This is a genomic window from Achromobacter sp. Bel (assembly GCF_012928505.1).
Lineage (GTDB): Bacteria > Pseudomonadota > Gammaproteobacteria > Burkholderiales > Burkholderiaceae_B > Achromobacter.
This window is the reverse complement of sequence record NZ_JABBJN010000060.1, coordinates 1-21,696: the sequence shown is the minus strand read 5'-3', so window position 1 is coordinate 21,696 and position 21,696 is coordinate 1. Positions and strand designations below refer to the sequence as shown.

Here is a 21,696-nt window from a genome sequence, read left to right as displayed (position 1 = left end):
CACGCAAAAAAAATGGGGGTGGATGGCTTTTTTTGCGCATTTTGTGCGCGATTCGGCCGGATCGCGGTTTCCCGCCATTGGTGCAGATTCCAAGAAAATCAAAGACTTGTGCGGATGCTATGGTGGGGGTGGAATTTTTTATTCATCATGTGCCTTTCGCGTGAAAAAAATGCGGTCGCATTCACATGGACATCCTGGCATGAGCACACAAACTTCGTTTCCCACCCGGCCGCTGGGGCGCACCGGCATGGCCATCACCCGTATCGGCCTGGGCGCGTGGGCGATGGGCGGCAACGGGTGGGCGGTGGGCTGGGGGCCGCAGGACGACGCGGATTCCATCGCCGCCATCCGCTTGGCGGTAGACCGGGGCATCAACTGGATCGACACGGCGGCGGTGTATGGGCTGGGCCATTCCGAAGAGATCGTGCGCCGGGCGCTGGCGCAGATGGCGCCCGGCGACAGGCCGTATGTCTTCACGAAGTGCGGATTGACGTGGTCGGCCGACAATCCGATGGCGACGCCGCGGCGCACGGGCGCGCCCGCCAGCATCCGCCGCGAGATCGACGATTCGTTGCGGCGGCTGGGTGTGGAACGCATCGACCTCTACCAGATGCACTGGCCGGCGGGCGACGGCACGCCGGTCGAAACCTATTGGCAGGAACTGCTGGACCTGAAGCAGGCGGGCAAGGTCGGCGCCATCGGCTTGTCGAACCATAATCTGGCCCAATTGCAGGATGCCGAGGCGCTGGGCCACGTGGATTCGCTGCAGCCGCCGTTTTCGGCGATCCAGCGCGCGGCGGGCGCAGACCTGATCCCGTGGTGCGCCGCGCACGACGTCGGCGTGATCGTCTACAGCCCGATGCAGTCGGGCCTCTTGACCGGCGCCTTTTCGGCCGAGCGTGCGCGCGCCTTGCCGGCAGACGACTGGCGTGCGCGCCATGCGGAATTCATGCCGCCCAACCTGGTCCGGAATCTGGCCTTGGCCGATGCGTTCAAGCCCATCGCCGAACGGCACGGCACGACGGTGGCGGCAGTTGCCGCGGCCTGGACGCTGGCGTGGCCGGGGGTTACAGGCGCGATCGTCGGCGCGCGCAACGCGGCGCAAGTCAACGGGCTGCTGGGCGCGGCAGAACTGGAGTTGGATAGCGACGACCTGGATGCCGTCGCGGAGGCGATCGAATTGACGGGCGCGGGCGCCGGGCCCCTACGCCCGCCGGAGGACAGCGCCAGGCTGCCCGCCAACCTGTTCGCCTGAGCGAGGCTCAGGCGCGCCGCGTCTTGCGGCTGCTGCCGAACGCGGCGATCAGGGCCAGGCCTACCAGCGCCAGCGCGATCTTGTCGCCGAAACGCGCGTAGGGCGTCAGGCCCGTCATGCCCTGGACGGATACCGGCAGCACGCCCGCCTGTAACGGGGCCAACTGGGCGGCTACGCGGCCTTTGGCATCGATGGCGGCCGTGATCCCGGTATTGGTGGACGTCAGCATGGGGCGCGCGGTCTCCATGGTACGCAGCCGGCCGATCTGCAGGTGTTGGCGCAAGGCCCAGGAATCACCAAACCACCCCAGATTGCTGACGTTGACCAGGATGGTCGCGCCCGGTTCGCCGTTGGCGCCGGGCAGCAGCGCCGGCAGCAGGTCGGGGCCGAACAGGTCTTCGTAGCAGATGTTGAAGGCGATGTGCTGGCCGCCCACCGCAAAGGGCGTCTGGCGTTCCGCGCCGCGGTCGAAATCGCCCAGCGGGATGTTCAGCATGTCCACAAACCAGTGGAAGCCCGGTGGCACGTATTCGCCCCAAGGCACCAAATGGCGCTTGTCGTAACGCATCGCGGTGCTGCCGGCGACGAGTTGCTCGACCGGGGTATTGCCGTCAAAACCCATCACGCTGTTGGTATAGCGGTCGCGGCCATTGACGCGGTCGTGCAGCGGCACGCCCATGGCGATGGTCATGTTGCCCCGGGCGGCGACGCCGCGCCAGGCGTCCCACGCGCGGGGATCCAGCTGGTCCTGGAAGATCGGCAGCACGGTTTCGGGCAGGATCACCAATTGCGGCGCGGGCACGCCGGCGGCAGGCGGCAGCGCCGTCAGCTCCAGGTGGCGCACCAGGCTTTGTTCAAGCAGGGCCGGGTCGAATTTTTGCGATTGCTCGATGTTGCCCTGGACCAGCCGCACGTTCAAGGGGTCGCCGGTGGGCGAGGACCAATCCACGCGCGACAAGGGCCACCCCGCCGCGGCCAGCGCGACCGCGATGCCGGCGGCCAGCGCCTGGCGGGAGTCCATGGCTTTCTTGCGCGACGGTTGCCACAGGCTGGCGATTGCGGCCGCGACGAAGGCGGCGACGAACGCCATGCCGTGCACGCCTACGATCGGCGCCCAGCCGGCGATGGGGCTGTCGACCTGCGCGTAACCGATGTTCAGCCACGGGAAGCCCGTCAGCAGCACGGCCCGCAGCCATTCGAAACCCGCCCACAGCGCGGCCCAAGCCAGCGTGGACGACAGGATGCGGGACGGCGCGGCGTTATTGTCCAGCGGCGTGAATCGGCGCGCCAACGCGCTGGCAGTGGCGGGGAACAACGCCAGGAACGCCGACAGGGCCAGCACGCCGGCCACTGCCAAGGGGGCGGCCAGATCGCCGTAGCGATGCATGCTGATGAAGAGCCAGTACAGGCCCACCGCATAGGTGGCGAAGGCGAACAGCCAGCCGCGCGCCCACGCCTGCTTGGCCGAGGGGGCCGTGAGCGTGACGCGCGCGGCCACCGCCAGCGCCAGGACCTGCGTGAGGGCCAGCGCCCAGTCCGGTAAGGGCCCGGGTGCGAAGGTCAGGGCGTGCACGGCGCCCGCCAGCATCAAGCCGGCGGCGCCGCGCAGGATTCGGCTGCGCGGGGTACGGCTCATGCGTCGTCGGCGGGGCGGGAGGTTTGGTCGGGATTGTTGCGCTTGACGCGCAGCCAGATGGCGCGGCGGGCGTCGCCGCGCGCCACTTCCATCCGCAGGCCGTCGAATTCGGCGATGTCGCCGCGGCGCGGGATGCGGCCCAGCTGGCCGCCCATCCATCCGCCGACGCTGTCGTATTCGTCGTCGGGCAAACTGCAGCCGAACACCTCGTTGAAGTGCGAGATATCGGTCGCGGCCAGGACGCGCCACTGGTTTTCGCCTTCCGGGAAGATCGAGTCTTCTTCGGTTTCGTCGAATTCGTCTTCGATGTCGCCGACGATCTGCTCCAGCACGTCTTCCATGGTGACCAGGCCGGAAATGCCGCCATGCTCGTCGATGACGATGGCCTGGTGATTGCGGCTGGCGCGGAATTCGTGAAGCAGCACGTTCAGGCGCTTGGACTCCGGGATGAAGACGGCCGGGCGGACCAGCGTGCGCACTTCGATGCCGGGCTCCAGCATGCAGCGCAGCAGATCCTTGGCCAGCAAGATGCCGATGATGTTGTCGCGGTCGCCTTCATAGACCGGAAAACGCGAATGCGCGGTTTCGATGACGGTGGCCACAAGATAGGGGATGGGCTGTGTGACGTCCAGCAGGTCCATGCGCGAACGCGGAACCATGATGTCGCCGACGGTGCCTTCGGACACGGCCAGCGCGCCCTTGATCATCTTGTAGGACTCCGCGTCCAGCAGCTTGCGGTCGTGCGCAGCTTCCAGAATGGCCTTGATGCCTTCGCGGTCCTCGGGCTCTCGGCGCACAAGGGAAAGCAGGCGGTCTAGAAGGGATTTGGTGGCGGGTTTGGCTGAGCGAGCAGAGGTCGCTTCGGGAGCAGGGTAAGGGTCAGACATCGTCCGGGAGGACAAGTTAGGGAGGGGCCAGCATAACCGAAACTGGCCTTCCATTTGTAACGGGCGCCATGAAAATGGGGCCAATCGCCGTCATCTGCGTCGTGCTTGGCGCCATTTTCAGCAATTTCTAGGGGTAGACCCGAACCGCTTGCTCGACGGCGGGCTAGTCGGCCGCCCAGTACGGGTCGGCGATGCCCATCTTCGCCAGCGTGGCGGTCTCCAGCGCTTCCATGCGCTTGGCGTCCCGTGCCTTGATATGGTCGTAGCCCAGCGAATGCAGCACGCCGTGCAGGGTCAGGTGGGCGGCATGCTCCAGCAGCGCCTTGCGCTGTTCCCGGGCCTCGCGCACCAACACGGGCACGCACATAACGATGTCGCCGCGCGCCACGCCCACGGGGTCGACGCCGTACTCGAAGGTCAGCACGTTGGTGGCGTAATCGCGGTCGCGGAAGTCCCGGTTCAGGCGCCGGCCTTCGGCTGCGCCGACCAGGCGCAGGCTGAGTTCGGCCGCCGAGAATTCGACCAGGCCGTCTTCCGCCGCCGCCTCCAGGGCGCGCTCGGCCCACCGGCGCAGGCGCCAGCGGGGCAAGCGGGGTTCTTCCACCCCGTATTGGACGGACAGGGACAGCTCAGGCTTCATTTTCGGAGGCGCGGTCGTAGGCGTCGACGATGCGGGCGACCAGGGGGTGGCGCACGACATCGCGGCTGGTGAAACGGGTGGTGGCGATGCCCTGCACGTCGTGCAGCACCTTGACCGCATGGGCCAGGCCGCTGTCCTGGCCGCGCGGCAGGTCCACCTGTGAGGGGTCGCCGGTGATGACGGCCTTGCTGCCAAAGCCGATCCGCGTCAGGAACATCTTCATCTGTTCCGGCGTGGTGTTCTGGGCTTCATCCAGGATGACGAAGGCATGGTTCAGCGTGCGGCCGCGCATGTAGGCCAGCGGGGCGATCTCGATGGTCTGCTTTTCGAACAGGCGCTGCACCTTCTCAAAGCCCATCAGGTCGTAGAGCGCGTCATACAGCGGGCGCAGGTAGGGGTCCACCTTCTGGGCCAGGTCGCCGGGCAGGAAGCCCAGGCGCTCGCCGGCCTCGACCGCGGGGCGGGTCAGCACCAGGCGCTGCACGGTGTCGCGTTCCATCGCGTCGATGGCGCACGCGACCGCCAGCCAGGTCTTGCCGGTGCCGGCAGGGCCCACGCCGAACGTGATGTCGTGCTTGAGGATGTTGTTCAGGTAATCGCGCTGGCGCGGCGTGCGCGGACGCAGGTCGCTGCGCTTGGTGCGCAGCGCGATGCCGTCGCTTTCGTCGTCCAGGGCGGGCAGCGGGTCGGCTTCTCGCGCCGGCTCGTCCTTCAGCTTCTCTTCCTGGCGGCCCACGCCGATCTCGACCAGGCCCAGCTGGATGTCGTCGACCGACAGGGCGCGGTGCACCGCCTGTTCGTGGAAGCGCCGAAGCACCCGGCCGGCCAGTTCGGCCTGTTCGCCTTCGATGGTGACGCGGCTGCCGCGGCGAGAGAGCTTGACGCCCATGCCGTCGGCAAGCTGCCGCAGGTTCTCGTCCAGCGGACCGCACAGGTTGGCCAGGTGGGTGTTGTCGCCGTCCAGGTTGACGACGGCGGGCATGCTGCGACGGGCGCGGGAACGGGGGGGGGTCATTCGGCCTCTTGGGGAACGCGGTCCACGTCTGCCACCCGGGCGCGCAACGAATTGGTGTGCGCTTCGGTAATGATGACGTCGACCATTTGTCCGATGAGCCGCGCGGGCGCGGCGAAATTCACGATGCGGTTGTTCTCGGTGCGGCCCATCAGTTCGTTGGGGTCGCGGCGCGAGGGGCCTTCCACCAGCAGGCGCTGGCGCGTGCCGACCATGTTGCGGGCGATGGCGGCGGCTTGATCATTGATCAGCGCCTGCAGGCGCTGCAGGCGGCGCAGCTTCACGTCTTGCGGCGTGTCGTCGGCCAGGTCGGCCGCGGGCGTGCCCGGGCGACGCGAATAGACGAACGAGAACGAGGTGTCGAAGCCGACGTCCTCGATCAGCTTGATCGTCTTTTCGAAATCTTCTTCCGTTTCACCGGGGAAGCCCACGATGAAGTCGGACGACAAGGTCAGGTCGGGGCGGGCGGCGCGCAGGCGGCGGACCACCGACTTGAATTCCAGGGTGGTGTAGCCACGCTTCATCCCGGCCAGCACCCGGTCGCTGCCTGCTTGCACGGGCAGGTGCAGGAACGACACCAGTTTCGGCAGGCGGGCGTAGGCGTCCACCATGCGTTGGGTCATTTCCTTGGGGTGCGAGGTGGTGTAGCGGATGCGTTCGATGCCGGGGATTTCGTGCACGTACTCCAGCAGCATGGCGAAGTCGGCGATGTCGTCGGTGCCTTCCATCTTGCCGCGGTAGGCGTTCACGTTCTGGCCCAGCAGCGTCACTTCCTTCACGCCCTGGTCGGCCAGGTCGGCCACTTCGACCAGCACGTCTTCGAAGGGGCGCGAGACTTCTTCGCCGCGCGTGTAAGGTACGACACAGAAGCTGCAGTACTTGCTACAGCCTTCCATGATGGACACGAACGCCGTGGCGCCATCGACGCGCGGCGGCGGCATATTGTCGAACTTTTCGATTTCGGGAAAGCTGATGTCCACCTGCGAACGGCCTTCGGCGCGGCGGCGCGCGATCAGGTCCGGCAGGCGGTGCAGCGTTTGCGGGCCGAAGACGACGTCCACGTACGGCGCGCGCTTGACGATGGCCGCGCCTTCCTGGCTAGCCACGCACCCGCCGACGCCGATCACGAGGTTCGGGTTGGTTTTCTTCAGGTGCTGCACCCGGCCCAGGTCCGAGAAGACTTTTTCCTGCGCCTTCTCGCGCACCGAACAGGTGTTGAACAGGATGACGTCGGCTTCTTCCGGATTGTCGGTCAGCTCCAGGCCCTGGTCGCCACGCAGCACGTCGGCCATCTTGTCCGAGTCGTACTCGTTCATCTGGCATCCGAAGGTGCGGATGTACAGCTTGCGGGGGGAGCCGGCGCCGGTGTCCACGGGGGATGCTTGGGGGGCGTCTGCGAGGGGGGAGGCGGCGTTGCCGCCGTCGCGCGCGTTGTCGCGCTTCAGGGAGGTTGCTTGCATGATGGTCGCCGTGACGGGTGTAGATCCCGGGGGCTGATGGGCTGGAAAGGCGGAATTTTAACCCTTGCGCGAAAATTGTTTCTTGGTGCCGCGGGCGGTCGCCGTTACGATAGCGGTCCGGCCGGCTTTCAGCGGACGGTAATATTTCTCATTTTCTTTGAGCGGTACCGATGACACCCAATCCCATGACGCCTCCGGTCGCCGCTCCTGCGGCCCCCGCCGCGCCTGGCCTGCCCGTACCGGACGAAGTCCGAAATCCGTTCTCGTTGGCCACCTGGTTGCTGCTGGGCGTTGCCTTGGCAGCGGTGGCCGCCGCCTGCGCGCGCTGGGTGGATCTGCCGCTGGCCATCTGGATCAAGCAGTCGGTCTCCGACGGCGTGAACGAGTCCTTCGAATGGGTGGGGCAAATGGGCGAGAGCGGCCCATACATCGGCGTGGCGCTGGCCTTTTACGTCGTCGGCCTGATCGGCCTGGCGCGCGGCTGGCGCAACCCCTTGCGCATGAGCTACGCCAGCATGGCGCGCGGCAGCCTGCTGATGCTGTCCACGATGGCCGTGGGCGGGCTGGTGGTGCTGGTGCTGAAACGGTCGGTGGCGCGGGCCCGTCCCGAATTGTTTTTCGAGAAAGGCATTTACGGGCTGGGCGAATCCTTTTCGCGTGTGCAGCAGTTCAATTCCTTTCCCTCCAGCCACACCTATGCCGCGTTCGCCGTGGCGGTCGTGCTGAGCATCCTGGCCCCGCGCTGGCGCACGGCCTTCCTGCTGCTGGCGGCGCTGGTGGCGATGAGCCGGCTGGTCAATCTGGACCACTACCTGTCCGACGTGATGACTGCGGCCGGCATCGCAGTGCTGGTCGGCCACGTGCTGGCGCCCCGCGTCCTGTGCAGCAAGTATCAATGGCCACTGCGCGCGCCGTGGCGGTGGTGGAAAAAGGGCTGAACGTCCGCACGAATAGAAAAGGGCTGCGATCCACTCGCGGCCCTTTTTTCATGGTGTCAGACAGGGCCTGCTTTACGCGAAGCCCACCACCACGCGCCGGTTGGTGCGGCTTTTCTTTTCGATCTTGGTGACGGCGATGGCGCCGATTTCTGCCGTATTCCGTACGTGCGTGCCGCCACAGGGCTGGCGGTCGACGCCGGGGATATCGATGATGCGGATCTTGGCGGTGCCGGCGGGAGGGGCGGCGCCCACGGTGCGGACCAGGTCGGGTTGCGCCGCCAGCTCTTCGGGCGTGATGCCGTTGACCGCGACGTCGAGGCCGCGGTTGATCAGCGCATTCAGCCGTTCGGTCAGATCCGTCTTTTCCAGCGTGGATTCGGGCAGGTCGAAATCGATGCGGGCGGAATCGGGCGAGATGCTGCACCCGGTCACCGGCGCGGGCACGAGCGAACCCAGCAAGTGCAGGCAGGTGTGCAGGCGCATCAGCCGGTGGCGGCGCGCCCAGTCGATGGACACGGTGACGCGGTCCCCGACTTGCGGGGTGGCGTCGCCCTCCAGCACGTGGAGGATACGTTGGCGGTCGTCGGCGTAGACGGTATCCGTCAGCGTCAGGGTGCGGCCGTCCGCCAGGGTCAGCGTGCCGCTGTCGCCCGCTTGGCCGCCGCTGCGCGCGTAGCAGACGGTTTCGTCCAGTTCGATACCCTCGGGATTCACGGCGATGACGGTGGCGTCGCACTGGCCCAGGTAGGGTTCGTCGTCGAATCGTTTGCGGGTGGCGGGCATGGGGGAGTCTCCGGTTTGGGGTGTTGAATTGTTGTTATCGGGTGGGGTCATGTCGGGGGCGTGCCAGGGTCATGCCAGCGTCTTGACGCCCTGGGGGGTCTCGATCTGCGCCCACAGGCGCGGGGTGCCGCTGGCTTGTTCAAGGTCGATCAGGGTGTCTGCGCCCATCCAGGTCAGTCCCTGGCGCAGCAGGCCGGCCTGCGGATGGCTGCCCGTCAGGCGAACCAGCTTCAGGGGCTGGCGCGGCAGGCTGACGCCGGGGTAGGCATCCACATCCCATTGGATCAGTGTGGGCAGGAGGCCATCGCCCGCGGCATGGCCGGCTTCGCGCCAGACCGGCAGGCTGCCATCGTCCGGCACCGTCAAGCGCCAGCGCAGGTTGCCCCGGGTCATGGGGATGACGGGCGCGATGCGCTCGGGATGCTCGGCCTGCATGCGGGTCAGGTCCATGGGCGCTTCGACCCGCGCCGCCCAGTGCGCCAGGAACGGCCCCTGTTCCAGGTGTGCGCGCACGTCGCCCTGGTCCAGCCCGAACCAGCGCGCACGCTCGGGCGGCGGCGCATCGGGGTCGATGGCGATCACTTCCAGGTAGATGCCGTCGGCCATGCCCAGCACCCGGTTATGGGTGCCCATGCGCGGGTGGACGCCGCCGCCTTGCGGCGCGACGCCCAGGAGGTCTGCAACGTATTGCGTGCCGCTGGCAAGGTCCGCCGCGGCGATGACGAGATGATCGATGGATAGTTTCATGGTGTTCCTATGGTAGCCAATGCGGGCGCATTCGTACCCGTACAGCGGGACAAGAAGGCGCAGTACAGTGGTGGCCCAAAAACAAAACCCGTCGCAAGCGACGGGTTTTTGTTTGAAGCGCGAGGCAGGTCAGGCGACTTCGCCTTCTTCGCCTTCCTTCTTGACCGGCTTGATCAGGTCTTCGCGCTTGACGCCCATCCACATGGCCAGCGCGGCGGCGACGAACACCGACGAGTAGATGCCGAACCAGATGCCGATGGTGAGCGCCATGGCGAAGTAGTGCAGGGTGGGGCCGCCGAAGAACAGCATGGCCAGCACCATCATCTGCGTCGAACCGTGGGTGATGATGGTCCGCGAGATGGTCTGCGTGATGGCGCTGTTGATGACTTCGTGCACGTCCGCCTTGCGGTACTTGCGGAAGTTCTCGCGGATCCGGTCCATGATGACCACGGATTCGTTCACGGAATAGCCCAGCACCGCCAGCACGCCCGCCAGCACCGACAGCGAGAATTCCCACTGGAAGAACGCGAAGAAGCCCAGGATGATCACCACGTCGTGCAGGTTGGCGATCACGCCGGCGACGGCGAACTTCCATTCGAAGCGGAAGCCCAGGTAGGCCATGATGCCGATGACCACCACCAGCAAGGCCATCAGGCCGTTGTGCAGCAGTTCCTGGCCGACCTGCGGACCAACGAATTCCACGCGGCGCAGTTCGACGCCGGCATCAGCCGTCTTCAGCGCGGCCATGACGGTTTCGCTTTGGGTCGCCGACGTCTGGCCTTCCTGCAGCGGCAGGCGGATCATCACGTCGTGCGAGGTGCCGAAGTTCTGCACCTGGAAGTCGGTGTAGCCCAGCTTGGACACCACGCCGCGCACGTTTTCAAGCTGCGCCGTCTGGGCGTAGTTGACTTCCATGACCGTGCCGCCGGTGAATTCGATCGACAGGTGGAACCCGCGGGTCACGATGAAGAAGATCGCCAGGATGAACGTGACGAGACTGATGATGTTCAGCACCAACGCATGGCGCATGAACGGGATAGTGCGGTGAATCCGGAAAAATTCCATTTTTCGCCTTCGGTTCTTTGCTGTGGCGGACGGCTTGCGCCGCCCGCTTTATGTTCAGTTTGCCTTCGGTTTCCAGATTTCACCGATGGAGATCGTGGTGAGCTTCTTCTTGCGGCCGTAGTACAGGTTGGCCAGGGCGCGCACGCCCACCACCGACGAGAACATCGAGGTCAGGATGCCCAGGCAGTGCACCACGGCGAAGCCCCGGATCGGGCCCGAACCGAAGGCCAGCAGCGCCAGGCCCACGATGAGCGTCGTGAGGTTCGAGTCAAGAATGGTGCCCCAGGCGCGTTCGAACCCCTGATGGATGGCTTGCTGCGGCGTGGCGCCCGCCCGCAGCTCTTCCCGTATCCGCTCGTTGATCAGCACGTTCGAGTCAATGGCCATGCCGAGTGTCAGCGCGATAGCGGCGATGCCTGGCAGGGTGAGCGTGGCCTGCAGCATGGACAACAGCGCCAGCAGCAGCAGCACGTTCAGGGTCAGGCCGACCGTGGAAAACACGCCGAACAGGTGGTAGTACAGGATGATGAAGACGGCGATGGCCAGGAAACCGTACAGCGTCGAATGGAAACCCTTCGAGATGTTGTCGGCGCCCAGGCTCGGGCCGATGGTGCGTTCTTCGATGATGGACATCGGCGCGGCCAAAGCGCCTGCGCGCAGCAGCAGCGCGGTGTCGGCGGCTTCTTCGGAGCTCATGCTGCCCGAGATCTGGACCTGGCCGCCCGCGATTTCGCTGCGGATGACCGGCGCCGTGACCACTTCGCCCTTGCCGTTTTCGAACAGCAGGATGGCCATGCGCTTGCCGATGTTGTCGCGGGTGACGTCGCGGAAGATGCGGGCGCCCTTGGAGTCCAGCGTCAGGTGGACAGCGGCCTGCTGGGTCTGCGAGTCGCGGCCGGGCTGGGCGTCTTGCAGGTTTTCACCCGTCAGGACGACCTGGCGGCGGACCAGGATCGGACGGCCGTCGCGGTCGTTGTAGCGTTCCAGGCCGAAGGGCACGGTGCCGCCCAGCAGCGCGGCTTGCGCGGTGGGGGTGTCGTCGACCATGCGGATTTCCAGCGTGGCGGTGCGGCCCAGCAGTTCCTTGGCCTTGGCCACGTCCTGCACGCCGGGCAACTGCACCACGATGCGGTCGGAACCTTGCTGCTGGATGACCGGTTCGGCCACGCCCAGTTCGTTGATCCGGTTATGCAGGGTGTTGATGTTCTGCTTTAAGGCGGAATCCTGCACGCGTTGGACGGCGGCCGGGTTCAGGGCGCCCATCAGCAGCTGCTTGCCGTTTTCTTCGCGCTCGGTGAATTCCAGGTCGGGCAGGCGGGTGCGCAGGGTCGAGATGGCGCGGTCGCGGTCGTCCGTGTTGGCGAAGGTGGCGGCAATGCCCATGCCCGAACGTTCGACGCCGGCCACGTTGACCTTCTGGTCGCGCAGCACCGAGCGCACGTCGGCCGCCAGCGAGTCGTAGCGGGCGGTCAGGGCGCCCTGCATGTCGACTTGCAGCAGGAAGTGCACGCCGCCGCGCAAGTCCAGGCCCAGGTACATGGGCTTGGGGGCGAACCAGCCCATCGCGCGCATCCAGGCGGGCGAGGCGGGCAGCAGGTTCAGCGCCACGGTGTAGTGCGGATCGCCAGCGATGGTATTGAGGGATTTGTCGATCAGGTCGCGCGCCTGCAGTTGCAGGTCGGTCGACGTGAAGCGGGCGCGCACGGTGCCGAGCGTGCCGTTGGTTTCGAAGAAGACCCCTTCGTTGGGGATCTTGGCGTCCGTCAGGATCTGCTCGACCCGGCTCAGCATGGCCGGATCCACCTTGATGGTGGCCTTGGCGCTGGAAACCTGGACGGCAGGGGACTCGCCGTAGAAATTGGGAAGCGTGTACAGCAGGCCAATGATGACCGCGATCAGGACCGTAATGTACTTCCAGAGGGGATAGCGGTTCATTGCCGGCTACTTCATGTAAGAGTGATGAAAGGGCCGCCCGAGCGGCAAGCGCGGCGGGCGGCGGCAGGCGCCATCGGACAAAAGAGCCCGACGGGGCTCTATGGGACGCTTACAAGGCCTTGATGGTTCCCTTGGGCAGCACGGTCGAGACCGACGACTTCTGCATGATCACTTCGACCGGCTTGTCGGCCAGTTCGGAGACTTCAACGGTCACGTAGCTGTCGTTGACCTTGGTGACTTTGCCGAGCATGCCGCCGGCGGTGACCACTTCGTCGCCCTTGGCCAGGGCGGCGATCAGGTTACGGTGCTCTTTCTGGCGCTTCATCTGGGGACGGATCATCAGGAAATAGAGGATCACGAACATCAGGACGATGGGCAGCATGCCCATCAGCGCATTGCCTTCGGGGGCGGCGGCTTGGGCCACGACGAGGCTGGCGGTATCGATAACGGACATTGAATTCTCCTGCGTTTAAGTCTGTTTGGGTTGTTTGTTGCTTTGGCTGGCCATGCCCGGGGTTATATGCCAGGAGTGTCTATGCAAAGACGGCTCTTGGCGGGGCTTGCGGGTCATGACCATACTTTAGCTGTGTTTTTATGCGCCCATCCCCGCGCGAGCCATGGATAGGGCAAGCCGACTATTGTATCTATCTTATTGCTGGCCTTTCACTAGGGAGGGATCCCAATCTATGGGGGCGAATCCAGGATAGAAAAGCCCCCCGCTGGAAAAAGGCCCTCCAAGCCGCGCAGGCTTCGCATGCTTGCTGCCCCCGAGGGGGCGCTTTTGCCTTGGCGGATCACTCGATCCCGCGGGCGCGGTCAGCGGCGAATTGGGTGCGCCAGGCGTCGAAGCGGCCTTCTGCGATGGCCTCGCGCATTTCCTTCATGATGGTCAGGTAGAAATGCAGGTTGTGCAGCGTGTTCAGCCGCGCGCCGGTGATCTCGTTGGCCCGCTGCAGGTGATGCAGGTAGGCGCGCGAAAAGTTGGCGCAGGTGTGGCATGCGCAGCTGGGGTCCAGCGGGCGGATGTCGTCCCGGTACTTGGCGTTGCGGATCTTGACGTCGCCGAAGCGGGTGAACAGCCAGCCGTTGCGGGCGTTGCGGGTGGGCATGACGCAGTCGAACATGTCCACGCCGCGCGAGACGCCTTCGACCAGGTCTTCCGGAGTGCCCACGCCCATCAGGTAGCGGGGCGCCTGCGCCGGCAGCTTGGGCGTCACGTGCGCCAGGATGCGCATCATGTCTTCCTTGGGCTCGCCCACCGACAGGCCACCGATGGCGTAGCCATGGAAACCGATATCTTGCAGGCCGGCCAGGGATTCGTCGCGCAGCGATTCGTACATGCCGCCCTGGACGATGCCGAAGAGCGCGTTGGGATTGCCCAAGCGGTCGAATTCATCGCGGGAGCGGCGTGCCCAGCGTAGCGACATGCGCATCGATCGGGCGGCTTCCTCTACCGTGGCGGGGCGGCCGTCGATTTCATAAGGCGTGCACTCGTCGAACACCATGACGATGTCGGAATTCAGCGAGCGCTGGATGCGCATGGATTCTTCCGGCGTCAGGAACAGGCGCGCGCCGTCGATCGGGGAGGCGAATTTCACGCCTTCCTCGGTGATCTTGCGCATGCCTTGCAGGCTGAACACCTGGAAGCCGCCTGAATCGGTCAGGATCGGCTTGTCCCACTGCATGAAGCCGTGCAGGCCGCCGTGCTTTTCCATGATTTCCGTGCCCGGGCGCAGCCACAGGTGGAACGTGTTGCCCAGCACGATCTGCGAGCCGATTTCTTTGAGCTCGTGCGGCATCATGGCCTTGACGCTGCCATAGGTGCCGACAGGCATGAAGATAGGGGTTTCGACCACGCCGTGGTTCAGCGTGATGCGGCCGCGGCGGGCGCCGCCGTCAGTGGCGAGCAGTTCGAAGTTCAGTCCGGTCATGAGGCAGGGGATTCGATGAACATGGCGTCGCCATAGCTGAAGAAGCGGTAGCGCTGGGCTACCGCATGGGCGTAGGCGCGGCGGATCGGCTCGACGCCGGCCAGCGCCGACACCAGCATCAGCAGGGTCGACTGGGGAAGGTGGAAGTTGGTGACCAGCGCGTCCACGACGCGGTACCGGTAGCCTGGGGTGATGAACAGGCGCGTGTCGCCCTGGGCGGCGGCCAGCGGCAGCCCGGGGGCCGTGCGGCCTTCGGTCTGGGCGGCGGCGGATTCCAGGGCGCGCACGCTGGTCGTGCCGACGGCGATCACGCGGCCGCCGCGGGCGCGGGCGGCGGCGATGGCGTCCACCGTGGCTTGCGGCACCGTGAACCATTCGGCGTGCATGATGTGGTCGGCCAGGTTGTCCACGCGCACCGGCTGGAACGTGCCCGCGCCGACATGCAGGGTGACGAAGGCGCGCTCCACGCCCAGGTCGGCCAGGCGGTCCAGGGTAGGCTGGTCGAAGTGCAGGCCGGCGGTGGGCGCCGCCACGGCGCCGGGTTCGCGGGCGTAGACGGTCTGGTAGCGGTCATCGTCGCCGGCATCGGCCGCGTGCGTGATGTAGGGCGGAAGCGGGGTGGCGCCGTGGGCGTCCAGCAGTTCCAGCACCGGGCCGGGGAAGCGGATGTCGAACAGCTCGCCCTCGCGGCCCAGCACCGTGGCGTCGAAGGCCTCGGCCAGGCGCAGCACCATGCCGGGGCCGGGCGATTTGCTGGCGCGCACGTGGGCCAGGACGCGGTCGGTCTCGGTGATGCGTTCGACCAGGACTTCGATCTTGCCGCCGGTGATCTTGTGGCCGGGCAGGCGCGCCTTGATGACGCGGGTGTCGTTGAAGACGAGCAGGTCGCCCGCGCGCAGCAGGCCGGCCAGATCCGCGAACTGGCGGTCGTGCAGCTGGCTGGCGCCGTCCAGGTGCAGCAGGCGGCTGCCCGTGCGTTCGGCGGCAGGCGTCTGCGCGATGAGTTCGGGCGGCAGTTCGTAATTGAAATCGGAAACGGTCAGGGACTGGGTCACGCGGGTATCTGTCTGTCAGAGGAGGCGGCCCGGCAAAAAACGCGGGCCGCGCCGGCCGGGCCGGCTCGGGGCAACCCGATATTGTAAAGGGGACGGCTAATAGGGGCGGAACCATGGCGAAACGCCGCTTCCCGCCGTATAACTGCGTTCTACGCCGTAGCGGATCGGCGCAATGCAAAAAACGATATCCGCGTACCCAAGGAGACAACCGCATGACCCCTCGTCGCACCCTGATGGCCGCCGCCCTGGCGGCCTTGCTGGCTACGGGCGCCGCGCCCGCGCTGGCGCAAGTGAAAATCGGCGCCACCCTGTCCACCACCGGCCCGCAAGCGTCGCTGGGCATCCCGGAGCGCAACACCATCAGCCTGCTGCCCACTGAAATCGGCGGCGTGAAGGTCGAATACATCGTGCTGGACGACGCGTCCGACACGACGCGGGCCGTCAGCAATTCCCACAAGCTGATTTCCGAGAACAAGGTCGACCTGATCGTCGGCTCCACCACCACGCCCAATACCATGGCCATGCTGGATACCGTGGCGACCGGCGCCACGCCGGTGATCACGCTGGCCTCGTCGGCCCGGCTGATCGAACCGGTGGACGACAAACGGCGTTGGGTGTTCAAAACACCGCACTCGGATTCGTTGATGGCCGAGGGCATCGCGCGGCACGCCGCGGCCAATGGCGTGAAGAAACTGGGCTTCGTCGGTTTCAACAATGCCCTGGGCGAGACGTTCTGGGTGGAAATCGAGAAAGCCGCCAAAAAGCACGGCATCGAGGTCGTGGGGAAAGAAAGCTTTGCGCCGACCGATACGTCTGCCGTAGCCCAGACCCTGAAGCTGATCGGCGCGGCGCCCGACGCCGTGGTGGTCGGCGCGTCCGGCACGCCGGCCGCCATGCCGGCCCGCGCCCTGCGCGAACGGGGCTTCAAGGGCAAGATCTATTTCAACCACGGGGTGGCCAACAACGACTTCCTGCGGGTATGCGGCGCGGCGTGCGAGGGCGCGTGGGTGCCGGTGGGGCCGGTGATGGTGGCCGACCTGCTGCCTGACAACAATCCCGTCAAGGCCACGGCGCAGGCCTTCGCCAAGAAGTACGAGGCCGCCAATGGCGCGGGCAGCGTGTCGTTGTTCGCCGCCTATACCTGGGACGTAGGCCTGCTGCTGCAACAGGCCATTCCCGTGGCCCTGAAGACGGCCAAGCCCGGCACGCCCGAGTTCCGGGCGGCGTTGCGCGATGCGCTGGAAAGCGTCAAGAACCTGCCCACGGCGACCGGCGTGGTCAGCATGAGCCCCACTGATCACAACGGGCTGGACGAGCGGGCGCTGGTGATGGCGACGGTGGCGTCCGGCAAGTGGCGGCTGCAGTAAAGCGCGCGGCGGGCGGGTCCCTCCCGCCCGCAACCGTCCCAGGTTTTGTATGCTCTCGGTTTTGCAGGACTAGCAACCGGGTGGACGCAGCATGACGGGACAAGCGAGAAAGCGGGTGGGCGGGCTGAGGCAATGGCTGGCCGGCGGATTGCTGACCCTGTCGGCGGGCGCCGCCTGCGCGCAGGTCCAGGGCCTGCCGCCCAATGTGGTGAATGCCTGGAAGGCCAGCAAACTGCCCGACAGTTCACTGTCGCTGGTGGTGCAGGAACTGGGCGGGCAGCGCCTGGTGGCGCTCAATGCCAAGGAATCGCGCAACCCGGCATCGGTGATGAAGTTGGTTACGACCTGGGCGGCGCTGTCCGAACTGGGGCCGAACTACGTCTGGCGCACCGAATTCATGACGGCGCCGGGCGCCCGGCCCGACGCCAAGGGCGTGCTGGCCGGCCCGCTGTACCTGCGTGCCGGGGGCGACCCCCAGTTCCTGATGCAGGACTTGTGGGCCCTGCTGCGTGAATTGCGCCTGCGCGGGGTCAAGCAGATCAATGATCTGGTCATCGACCGCAGCATCTTCGGCCAGGTCGCCACCGACCCCGGCGCCTTTGACGGCGCCCCGGATCGGGCCTACAACGCCAGCCCCGACGCCCTGATGGTGGGTTTCGGCGCGCTGCGCCTGCTGTTCACGCCGGATGCGGCCGCCCATAAATGGGTGCCGCTGATCGATCCGCCCCTGCCCGGCCTGAAGATCGAGGGCAATGTGGAATGGAGCGACGTCCGCTGCCCGGGTCCGCCGGTGGTGACGACCGAACCGCTGATCACCCAACAGGGTGTGACGATCCGCGTGGGCGGCAAGGTGGCTGGCTCTTGCGGCGAATTCAGCCTGTACCGCCTGGCCCTGTCGCAGCCCGACTACGCCACCGAGATTTTCCGCATGCTCTGGAAAGAGCTGGGCGGTACCTTCAAGGGACAGGTCCGGGCCGGCATGGTGCCGGCGGACGCCGTGGTGCTGGCTTCGCACGATTCTCCGACCTTGGCCGAGGTGATCCGCCAGATCAATAAGCGCAGCAATAACGTCATGGCGCGCACGCTGCTGCTGACGCTGGGCGCGGAAAAGGGCCGCCGGCCGGCCACCGTGACCAGCAGCGAGGCGGTGGCCAAGGGGCTGCTGGCCAAGCAGGGGCTGGACATGCCCGAACTGGTCATTGACAACGGCGCCGGCCTGTCGCGCGAGGCCCGGGTATCGGCCGACAGCCTGGCGTCCATGCTGACGGTGGCCTGGAATTCGCCTGTCATGCCGGAGTACATCTCGTCCTTCGCGATCGCCGGGGTGGACGGCACCGTGCGCCGCCGTCTGAAGGGCGATGGCACGCTGGGCATGGCCCACCTGAAGACCGGGTCGTTGCGCGACGTGCGCTCGATCGCCGGTTACGTGCTGGGCGCCAGCGGCAAGCGCTACGTGGTGGTCAGCATCGTCAACCACGAACAGGCAGGCGCCGTCCGCGCTTTCGATGACGCCCTGATAGCGTGGCTAGCCGATCAATAGGCCAATTTTCCTAAACCGATTACGATCCGTGGGTGCGACCCGATAGCCGACGCAGGTGCATTGTGCTGCTCGGGTGGCGCCTGAGGCGAAAAACCCGTCTTTTCAATATTCTGGAGTGTTACGCACATGCCCGTGCACGAAATCCGCCATCCGTTGATCCGCCATAAGCTCGGGATCATGCGTCGCGCCGACCTCAGCACCAAGAGCTTCCGAGAGTTGTCGCAGGAAGTCGGCGCGTTGCTGACTTATGAAGCATCCAAGGACTTGCCGCTGGCGCCCGCCACCGTGGAAGGCTGGTGCGGCCAGGTCCAGGTCGAGAAGATCGCCGGCAAGAAAGTCACCGTGGTGCCTATCCTGCGCGCCGGCATCGGCATGCTGGATGGCGTGCTCAGCCTGATTCCCGGCGCCAAGGTCAGCGTCGTGGGCGTGGCCCGCAACGAAGAGACGCTGGAAGCGCATACGTATCTGGAACGCCTGGTCGGTGAACTCGACCAGCGCCTGGCGCTGATCGTCGATCCGATGCTGGCGACTGGCGGTTCGATGGTTGCCGCCATCGACCTGCTCAAGCGCGCCGGCTGCAAGGAAATCCGGGCGCTCGTCCTGGTAGCCGCACCTGTCGGCATCGACGCGGTGTTGGCCAAGCACCCGGACGTGCATATCTATACGGCATCCATCGATGACGGCCTGAACGAGCACGGTTACATCATGCCGGGCCTGGGCGATGCGGGCGACCGGATCTTCGGCACCACGCAGAAGACGGAATAACGTTTATCGGCGCGATGGGTTGCGCGCGGAGAGCCTGAGCGGTCGCGGTTGCCGTCCACACGCGCCGCCCCTCAAGCCGCCAACCGTTGCGGCCGGCCATCGATATGCTGGCCGAACCATTGCAACTGCGGCGCCAGGCCGGCGACTTCGCCCACGATCAGCAGGGCAGGCGAGCGGATGGCATGCTCGGCGGCCAGGCGGGGCAGTTCTTCAAGCGTGCCCGACAGCACGCGCTGTTCGGGCCGGCTGCCGTTTTCGATCAGCGCGAACGGCGTCTGGGCCGAGCGGCCATGGCGCAACAGGCGCCCGGTCAGCAGATCCAGCTGGCCCACTCCCATATAGAACGCCAGCGTCTGCTGCTCGCGCGCCAGCGCGGGCCAGTCCAGCTTGTCTTCGTCCTCGCGGCAATGCGCCGTGATCAGCCGCACCGATTGCGCGTGTTCGCGGTGCGTCAGCGGGATGCCCGCATAGGCCGCACAGGCCAGCGCAGCGGTGATACCGGGCACCACTTCATAGCGCACGCCATGCGCGCGCAGATATTCCAGCTCTTCGCCGCCCCGTCCGAAGATGAACGCGTCGCCGCCTTTCAGGCGCACCACGCGGCGACCTGCCCGCGCGTGCTCCACCAGCAAGGCGTGGATGCGCGCCTGGGTCGCGTGGTGGTTTTCGCCCGGCAGCTTGCCGACCGGCACGCGGTCGGCATCACGGCGCGCCAGCGACATGACATCGTCGCTGACCAGACGGTCATACAGGATGACGTCGGCTTCGTTCAAGGCGCGCAGTGCCTTCAGCGTCAATAGCCCGGGGTCGCCGGGGCCTGCCCCGACCAGCACCACGCTGCCCTCGGCGGGCGCCAGCGGCGCCGCCAGGGCATCGACCAAGGCGGTTTCAGCCCGGGTGGGCTGCTGCTGACGCAGGAAGCCGGCCACGGGGCCGTCCAGGAGCCAGTCGTAGAAGCGGCGGCGCGCGCCCAGGTCGGGGTGGCTGACCCGGATGCGCTTGCGGTAAGTGGCGGCCAGCCCGGCCAGTTGGCCCAGCGTGTGGTCGAACAGCGATTCGATGCGTTCGCGAATGCGGCGCGCCAGTACCGGCGCCACGCCCGAGGACGAAATGGCCACGATGATGGGCGACCGGTCCACGATGGACGGCACCTGGAACGAGGACAGCTCCGGGTCGTCCACCACGTTGGTGAAGATGCGGCGGGCGCTGGCGGCGTCGGACACGGCGGCGTTGGTGGCGCGGTCGTCGGTGGCGGCGACCACCAGCCAGACCTCGTCCAGCCAGGCGGCATCAAACCGGCCCGCCAAGTGGCGGATGCGGCCTTCAGCGGCCAGCGCAGCCAGCGCCGGCGTCAGTACTGGCGCACCCAGGACGACGTCGGCCGAGGCTTCCAGCAGGGCGAGCGTCTTGCGCTCGGCCACCGCGCCACCGCCTACCACCAGCACCCGCCGCGCTTTCAAGTCGGCAAAAATCGGGAAAAGCTTCATCAAATGCCCGCTCCGGGCGTACCCGGCGAAATATCAACTGATCATAGGGAGCGGGTTTCCTCCCCACAACTTTTGATTTCTTGAATCCATATAGCTAAAAATCATGTAGCTAGCCTTTACCCAGCCATTGGCTCATTTCGACGACTTCGCGGGCGACGTCGCCCAGGCGCTTCTGGCTTTGCATTGCGCGCTCGCGCAGCAGGCGGTGTGCTTCGTCCTCGGGAATGGTCCGCGCCTTCATCAGGATCCCTTTGGCTTTCTCCACCCATTGCCGATCCGCCAGGCGTAATTGCGCCTCGCGCAGTTCTTCGCGCCGCGACTTCTCCATGGCGAAACGCTCGATCGCCACCGTCAGCAGCGGTTCGATGCGGGCCGCCGGCACGTCGCCCACCACATAGGCTGCAACGCCGGCCCGCAGGGCGCTGCGGATGGTGTCCCGGTTGCCGTTGTCGGTGAACATCACGACCGGGCGGTCGCTGTGCTCGCTGGCCACGCAGACGTTTTCCAGCGTGTCGCGCCCCGGGGCGTCGCTGTCGATCAGCACGACGTCGGGGGCGGCCTGCGCGATGGCGGCAGCCAGGTCCATGCCGGGCGCCACTTCCGAGACGATGCGCACGCCCGCCGCGGCAAGCGTCTGCCGCAGCGACGCCGCGCGTCCTTCGCCATCGTTCAGCAGCATCACCTTCAGCATGAGATCCCCCGGATGCTTCCACTGATGCAAGTTCCGTGCCATCCGGTGCGGCGCGAGGAAAGGGGCGGCGGGGCGCTGCGGCAGGGCCCGCGCCGCACAGCCGTGGTGCGCCGCCGCATCGGGACATGCACCAACTTGGTTCGCGGCACGGCGCGTGGGCGCGGGCCGTGGAGGCGTGGGCTGGGCGCAAAGCCAGCATTGGCGCCGCGTGCGGGCGCATTCAGGAAAAAAGCCGGCTGCCTGGCACGGTGCTTGCTTAAGAGGTATCGGGGGCCAACGGCGGTCACCCGACGCAACGCGCCGCACTACGCGGCAAGGGACAACGACGTTCCGCAGCGCCAATGGACTGGATTCCATGGCGCGCGGGACGTTTTTTTTTGCCAGGAGCCATGCATGACGCCAGTGACACGTAGCCCCAACACGCACCCCGCTGCCGGGGCGGACCTGACCGCCGACGCCGGTCGCCGCAAGTGGTTGAGCGGGACGGCGCGCGGCGACCGGC

19 protein-coding genes are annotated in these 21,696 nt (G+C 66.4%); 5 read left to right on the top strand and 14 right to left on the bottom strand.

Features of this window, described 5'->3' with window-relative positions:
• The first annotated feature begins 199 nt into the window (after positions 1 to 199).
• Positions 200 to 1,255: an aldo/keto reductase gene (locus tag HG262_RS26160; protein WP_169273789.1), complete on the top strand. Its 1,056-nt coding sequence runs from the start codon at positions 200 to 202 to the stop codon at positions 1,253 to 1,255.
• A 7-nt stretch (positions 1,256 to 1,262) separates the two neighbouring features.
• Here HG262_RS26160 and lnt read toward each other — a convergent pair whose 3' ends face one another.
• The 5 genes from lnt to miaB form a co-directional block, all read right to left on the bottom strand.
• Positions 1,263 to 2,891, bottom strand: coding sequence for an apolipoprotein N-acyltransferase (gene lnt / locus HG262_RS26155; RefSeq protein WP_169273788.1), 1,629 nt, complete (start codon positions 2,889 to 2,891; stop codon positions 1,263 to 1,265).
• A complete protein-coding gene (locus HG262_RS26150; protein WP_169273787.1) occupies positions 2,888 to 3,778 on the bottom strand; it encodes a transporter associated domain-containing protein in 891 nt (296 codons plus the stop codon). The genes lnt and HG262_RS26150 overlap by 4 nt, the downstream gene beginning before the upstream one ends.
• 163 nt (positions 3,779 to 3,941) lie before the next feature.
• The gene (ybeY, locus tag HG262_RS26145) at positions 3,942 to 4,418 is read right to left on the bottom strand and encodes an rRNA maturation RNase YbeY (RefSeq protein WP_169273786.1); all 477 of its coding nucleotides are present in this window, start codon (positions 4,416 to 4,418) and stop codon (positions 3,942 to 3,944) included.
• The gene (locus tag HG262_RS26140; protein ID WP_169273785.1) at positions 4,408 to 5,433 is read right to left on the bottom strand and encodes a PhoH family protein; all 1,026 of its coding nucleotides are present in this window, start codon (positions 5,431 to 5,433) and stop codon (positions 4,408 to 4,410) included. Before HG262_RS26140 ends, ybeY begins: the two co-directional genes overlap by 11 nt.
• Positions 5,430 to 6,890 (bottom strand): tRNA (N6-isopentenyl adenosine(37)-C2)-methylthiotransferase MiaB, encoded by a 1,461-nt coding sequence (gene miaB / locus HG262_RS26135; protein ID WP_169273784.1) that lies wholly within the window; start codon positions 6,888 to 6,890, stop codon positions 5,430 to 5,432. Before miaB ends, HG262_RS26140 begins: the two co-directional genes overlap by 4 nt.
• A gap of 170 nt (positions 6,891 to 7,060) precedes the next feature.
• Here miaB and HG262_RS26130 point away from each other — a divergent pair, with 170 nt between their 5' ends.
• Complete coding sequence (locus HG262_RS26130; RefSeq protein WP_169273783.1) at positions 7,061 to 7,828, top strand: phosphatase PAP2 family protein; 768 nt, start codon at positions 7,061 to 7,063, stop codon at positions 7,826 to 7,828.
• A 72-nt stretch (positions 7,829 to 7,900) separates the two neighbouring features.
• On the opposite strand, the gene HG262_RS26125 is transcribed toward HG262_RS26130, so the two are convergent.
• The 7 genes from HG262_RS26125 to queA all read right to left on the bottom strand — a co-directional run bounded on the left by HG262_RS26125 (position 7,901) and on the right by queA (position 15,344).
• Positions 7,901 to 8,611, bottom strand: coding sequence for an alanyl-tRNA editing protein (locus HG262_RS26125; protein ID WP_169273782.1), 711 nt, complete (start codon positions 8,609 to 8,611; stop codon positions 7,901 to 7,903).
• Positions 8,612 to 8,680: 69 nt separating this feature from the next.
• A complete protein-coding gene (locus tag HG262_RS26120) occupies positions 8,681 to 9,358 on the bottom strand; it encodes a VOC family protein (RefSeq protein ID WP_169273781.1) in 678 nt (225 codons plus the stop codon).
• A 129-nt stretch (positions 9,359 to 9,487) separates the two neighbouring features.
• Positions 9,488 to 10,423, bottom strand: a complete 936-nt coding sequence (secF, locus tag HG262_RS26115) for a protein translocase subunit SecF (protein WP_169273780.1) — start codon at positions 10,421 to 10,423, stop codon at positions 9,488 to 9,490.
• 54 nt (positions 10,424 to 10,477) lie between these two features.
• Positions 10,478 to 12,358 carry a protein translocase subunit SecD gene (gene secD, locus HG262_RS26110; protein WP_169273779.1) on the bottom strand — a complete coding sequence of 627 codons (1,881 nt, stop codon included), beginning with the start codon at positions 12,356 to 12,358 and terminating at the stop codon, positions 10,478 to 10,480.
• 109 nt (positions 12,359 to 12,467) lie between these two features.
• A complete protein-coding gene (yajC, locus tag HG262_RS26105) occupies positions 12,468 to 12,812 on the bottom strand; it encodes a preprotein translocase subunit YajC (protein ID WP_006221220.1) in 345 nt (114 codons plus the stop codon).
• A 340-nt stretch (positions 12,813 to 13,152) separates the two neighbouring features.
• Positions 13,153 to 14,289: a tRNA guanosine(34) transglycosylase Tgt gene (gene tgt, locus HG262_RS26100; protein WP_169273778.1), complete on the bottom strand. Its 1,137-nt coding sequence runs from the start codon at positions 14,287 to 14,289 to the stop codon at positions 13,153 to 13,155.
• The gene (gene queA, locus HG262_RS26095; protein WP_169273777.1) at positions 14,286 to 15,344 is read right to left on the bottom strand and encodes a tRNA preQ1(34) S-adenosylmethionine ribosyltransferase-isomerase QueA; all 1,059 of its coding nucleotides are present in this window, start codon (positions 15,342 to 15,344) and stop codon (positions 14,286 to 14,288) included. Before queA ends, tgt begins: the two co-directional genes overlap by 4 nt.
• A 212-nt stretch (positions 15,345 to 15,556) precedes the next feature.
• Here queA and HG262_RS26090 point away from each other — a divergent pair, with 212 nt between their 5' ends.
• The 3 genes from HG262_RS26090 to upp all read left to right on the top strand — a co-directional run bounded on the left by HG262_RS26090 (position 15,557) and on the right by upp (position 19,016).
• The gene (locus HG262_RS26090) at positions 15,557 to 16,711 is read left to right on the top strand and encodes an ABC transporter substrate-binding protein (RefSeq protein WP_169273776.1); all 1,155 of its coding nucleotides are present in this window, start codon (positions 15,557 to 15,559) and stop codon (positions 16,709 to 16,711) included.
• 91 nt (positions 16,712 to 16,802) lie between these two features.
• Entirely contained in the window at positions 16,803 to 18,251 is a 1,449-nt protein-coding gene (gene dacB, locus HG262_RS26085) for a D-alanyl-D-alanine carboxypeptidase/D-alanyl-D-alanine-endopeptidase (protein ID WP_169273775.1), read from the top strand.
• Between the two features lie 126 nt (positions 18,252 to 18,377).
• Positions 18,378 to 19,016, top strand: coding sequence for a uracil phosphoribosyltransferase (gene upp, locus HG262_RS26080; protein ID WP_006222717.1), 639 nt, complete (start codon positions 18,378 to 18,380; stop codon positions 19,014 to 19,016).
• Positions 19,017 to 19,087: 71 nt separating this feature from the next.
• On the opposite strand, the gene cysG is transcribed toward upp, so the two are convergent.
• Positions 19,088 to 20,503 carry a siroheme synthase CysG gene (cysG, locus tag HG262_RS26075; protein WP_169273774.1) on the bottom strand — a complete coding sequence of 472 codons (1,416 nt, stop codon included), beginning with the start codon at positions 20,501 to 20,503 and terminating at the stop codon, positions 19,088 to 19,090.
• Positions 20,504 to 20,612: 109 nt separating this feature from the next.
• Positions 20,613 to 21,194 (bottom strand): ANTAR domain-containing protein, encoded by a 582-nt coding sequence (locus HG262_RS26070; RefSeq protein ID WP_169273773.1) that lies wholly within the window; start codon positions 21,192 to 21,194, stop codon positions 20,613 to 20,615.
• Between the last annotated feature and the right edge of the window lie 502 nt (positions 21,195 to 21,696).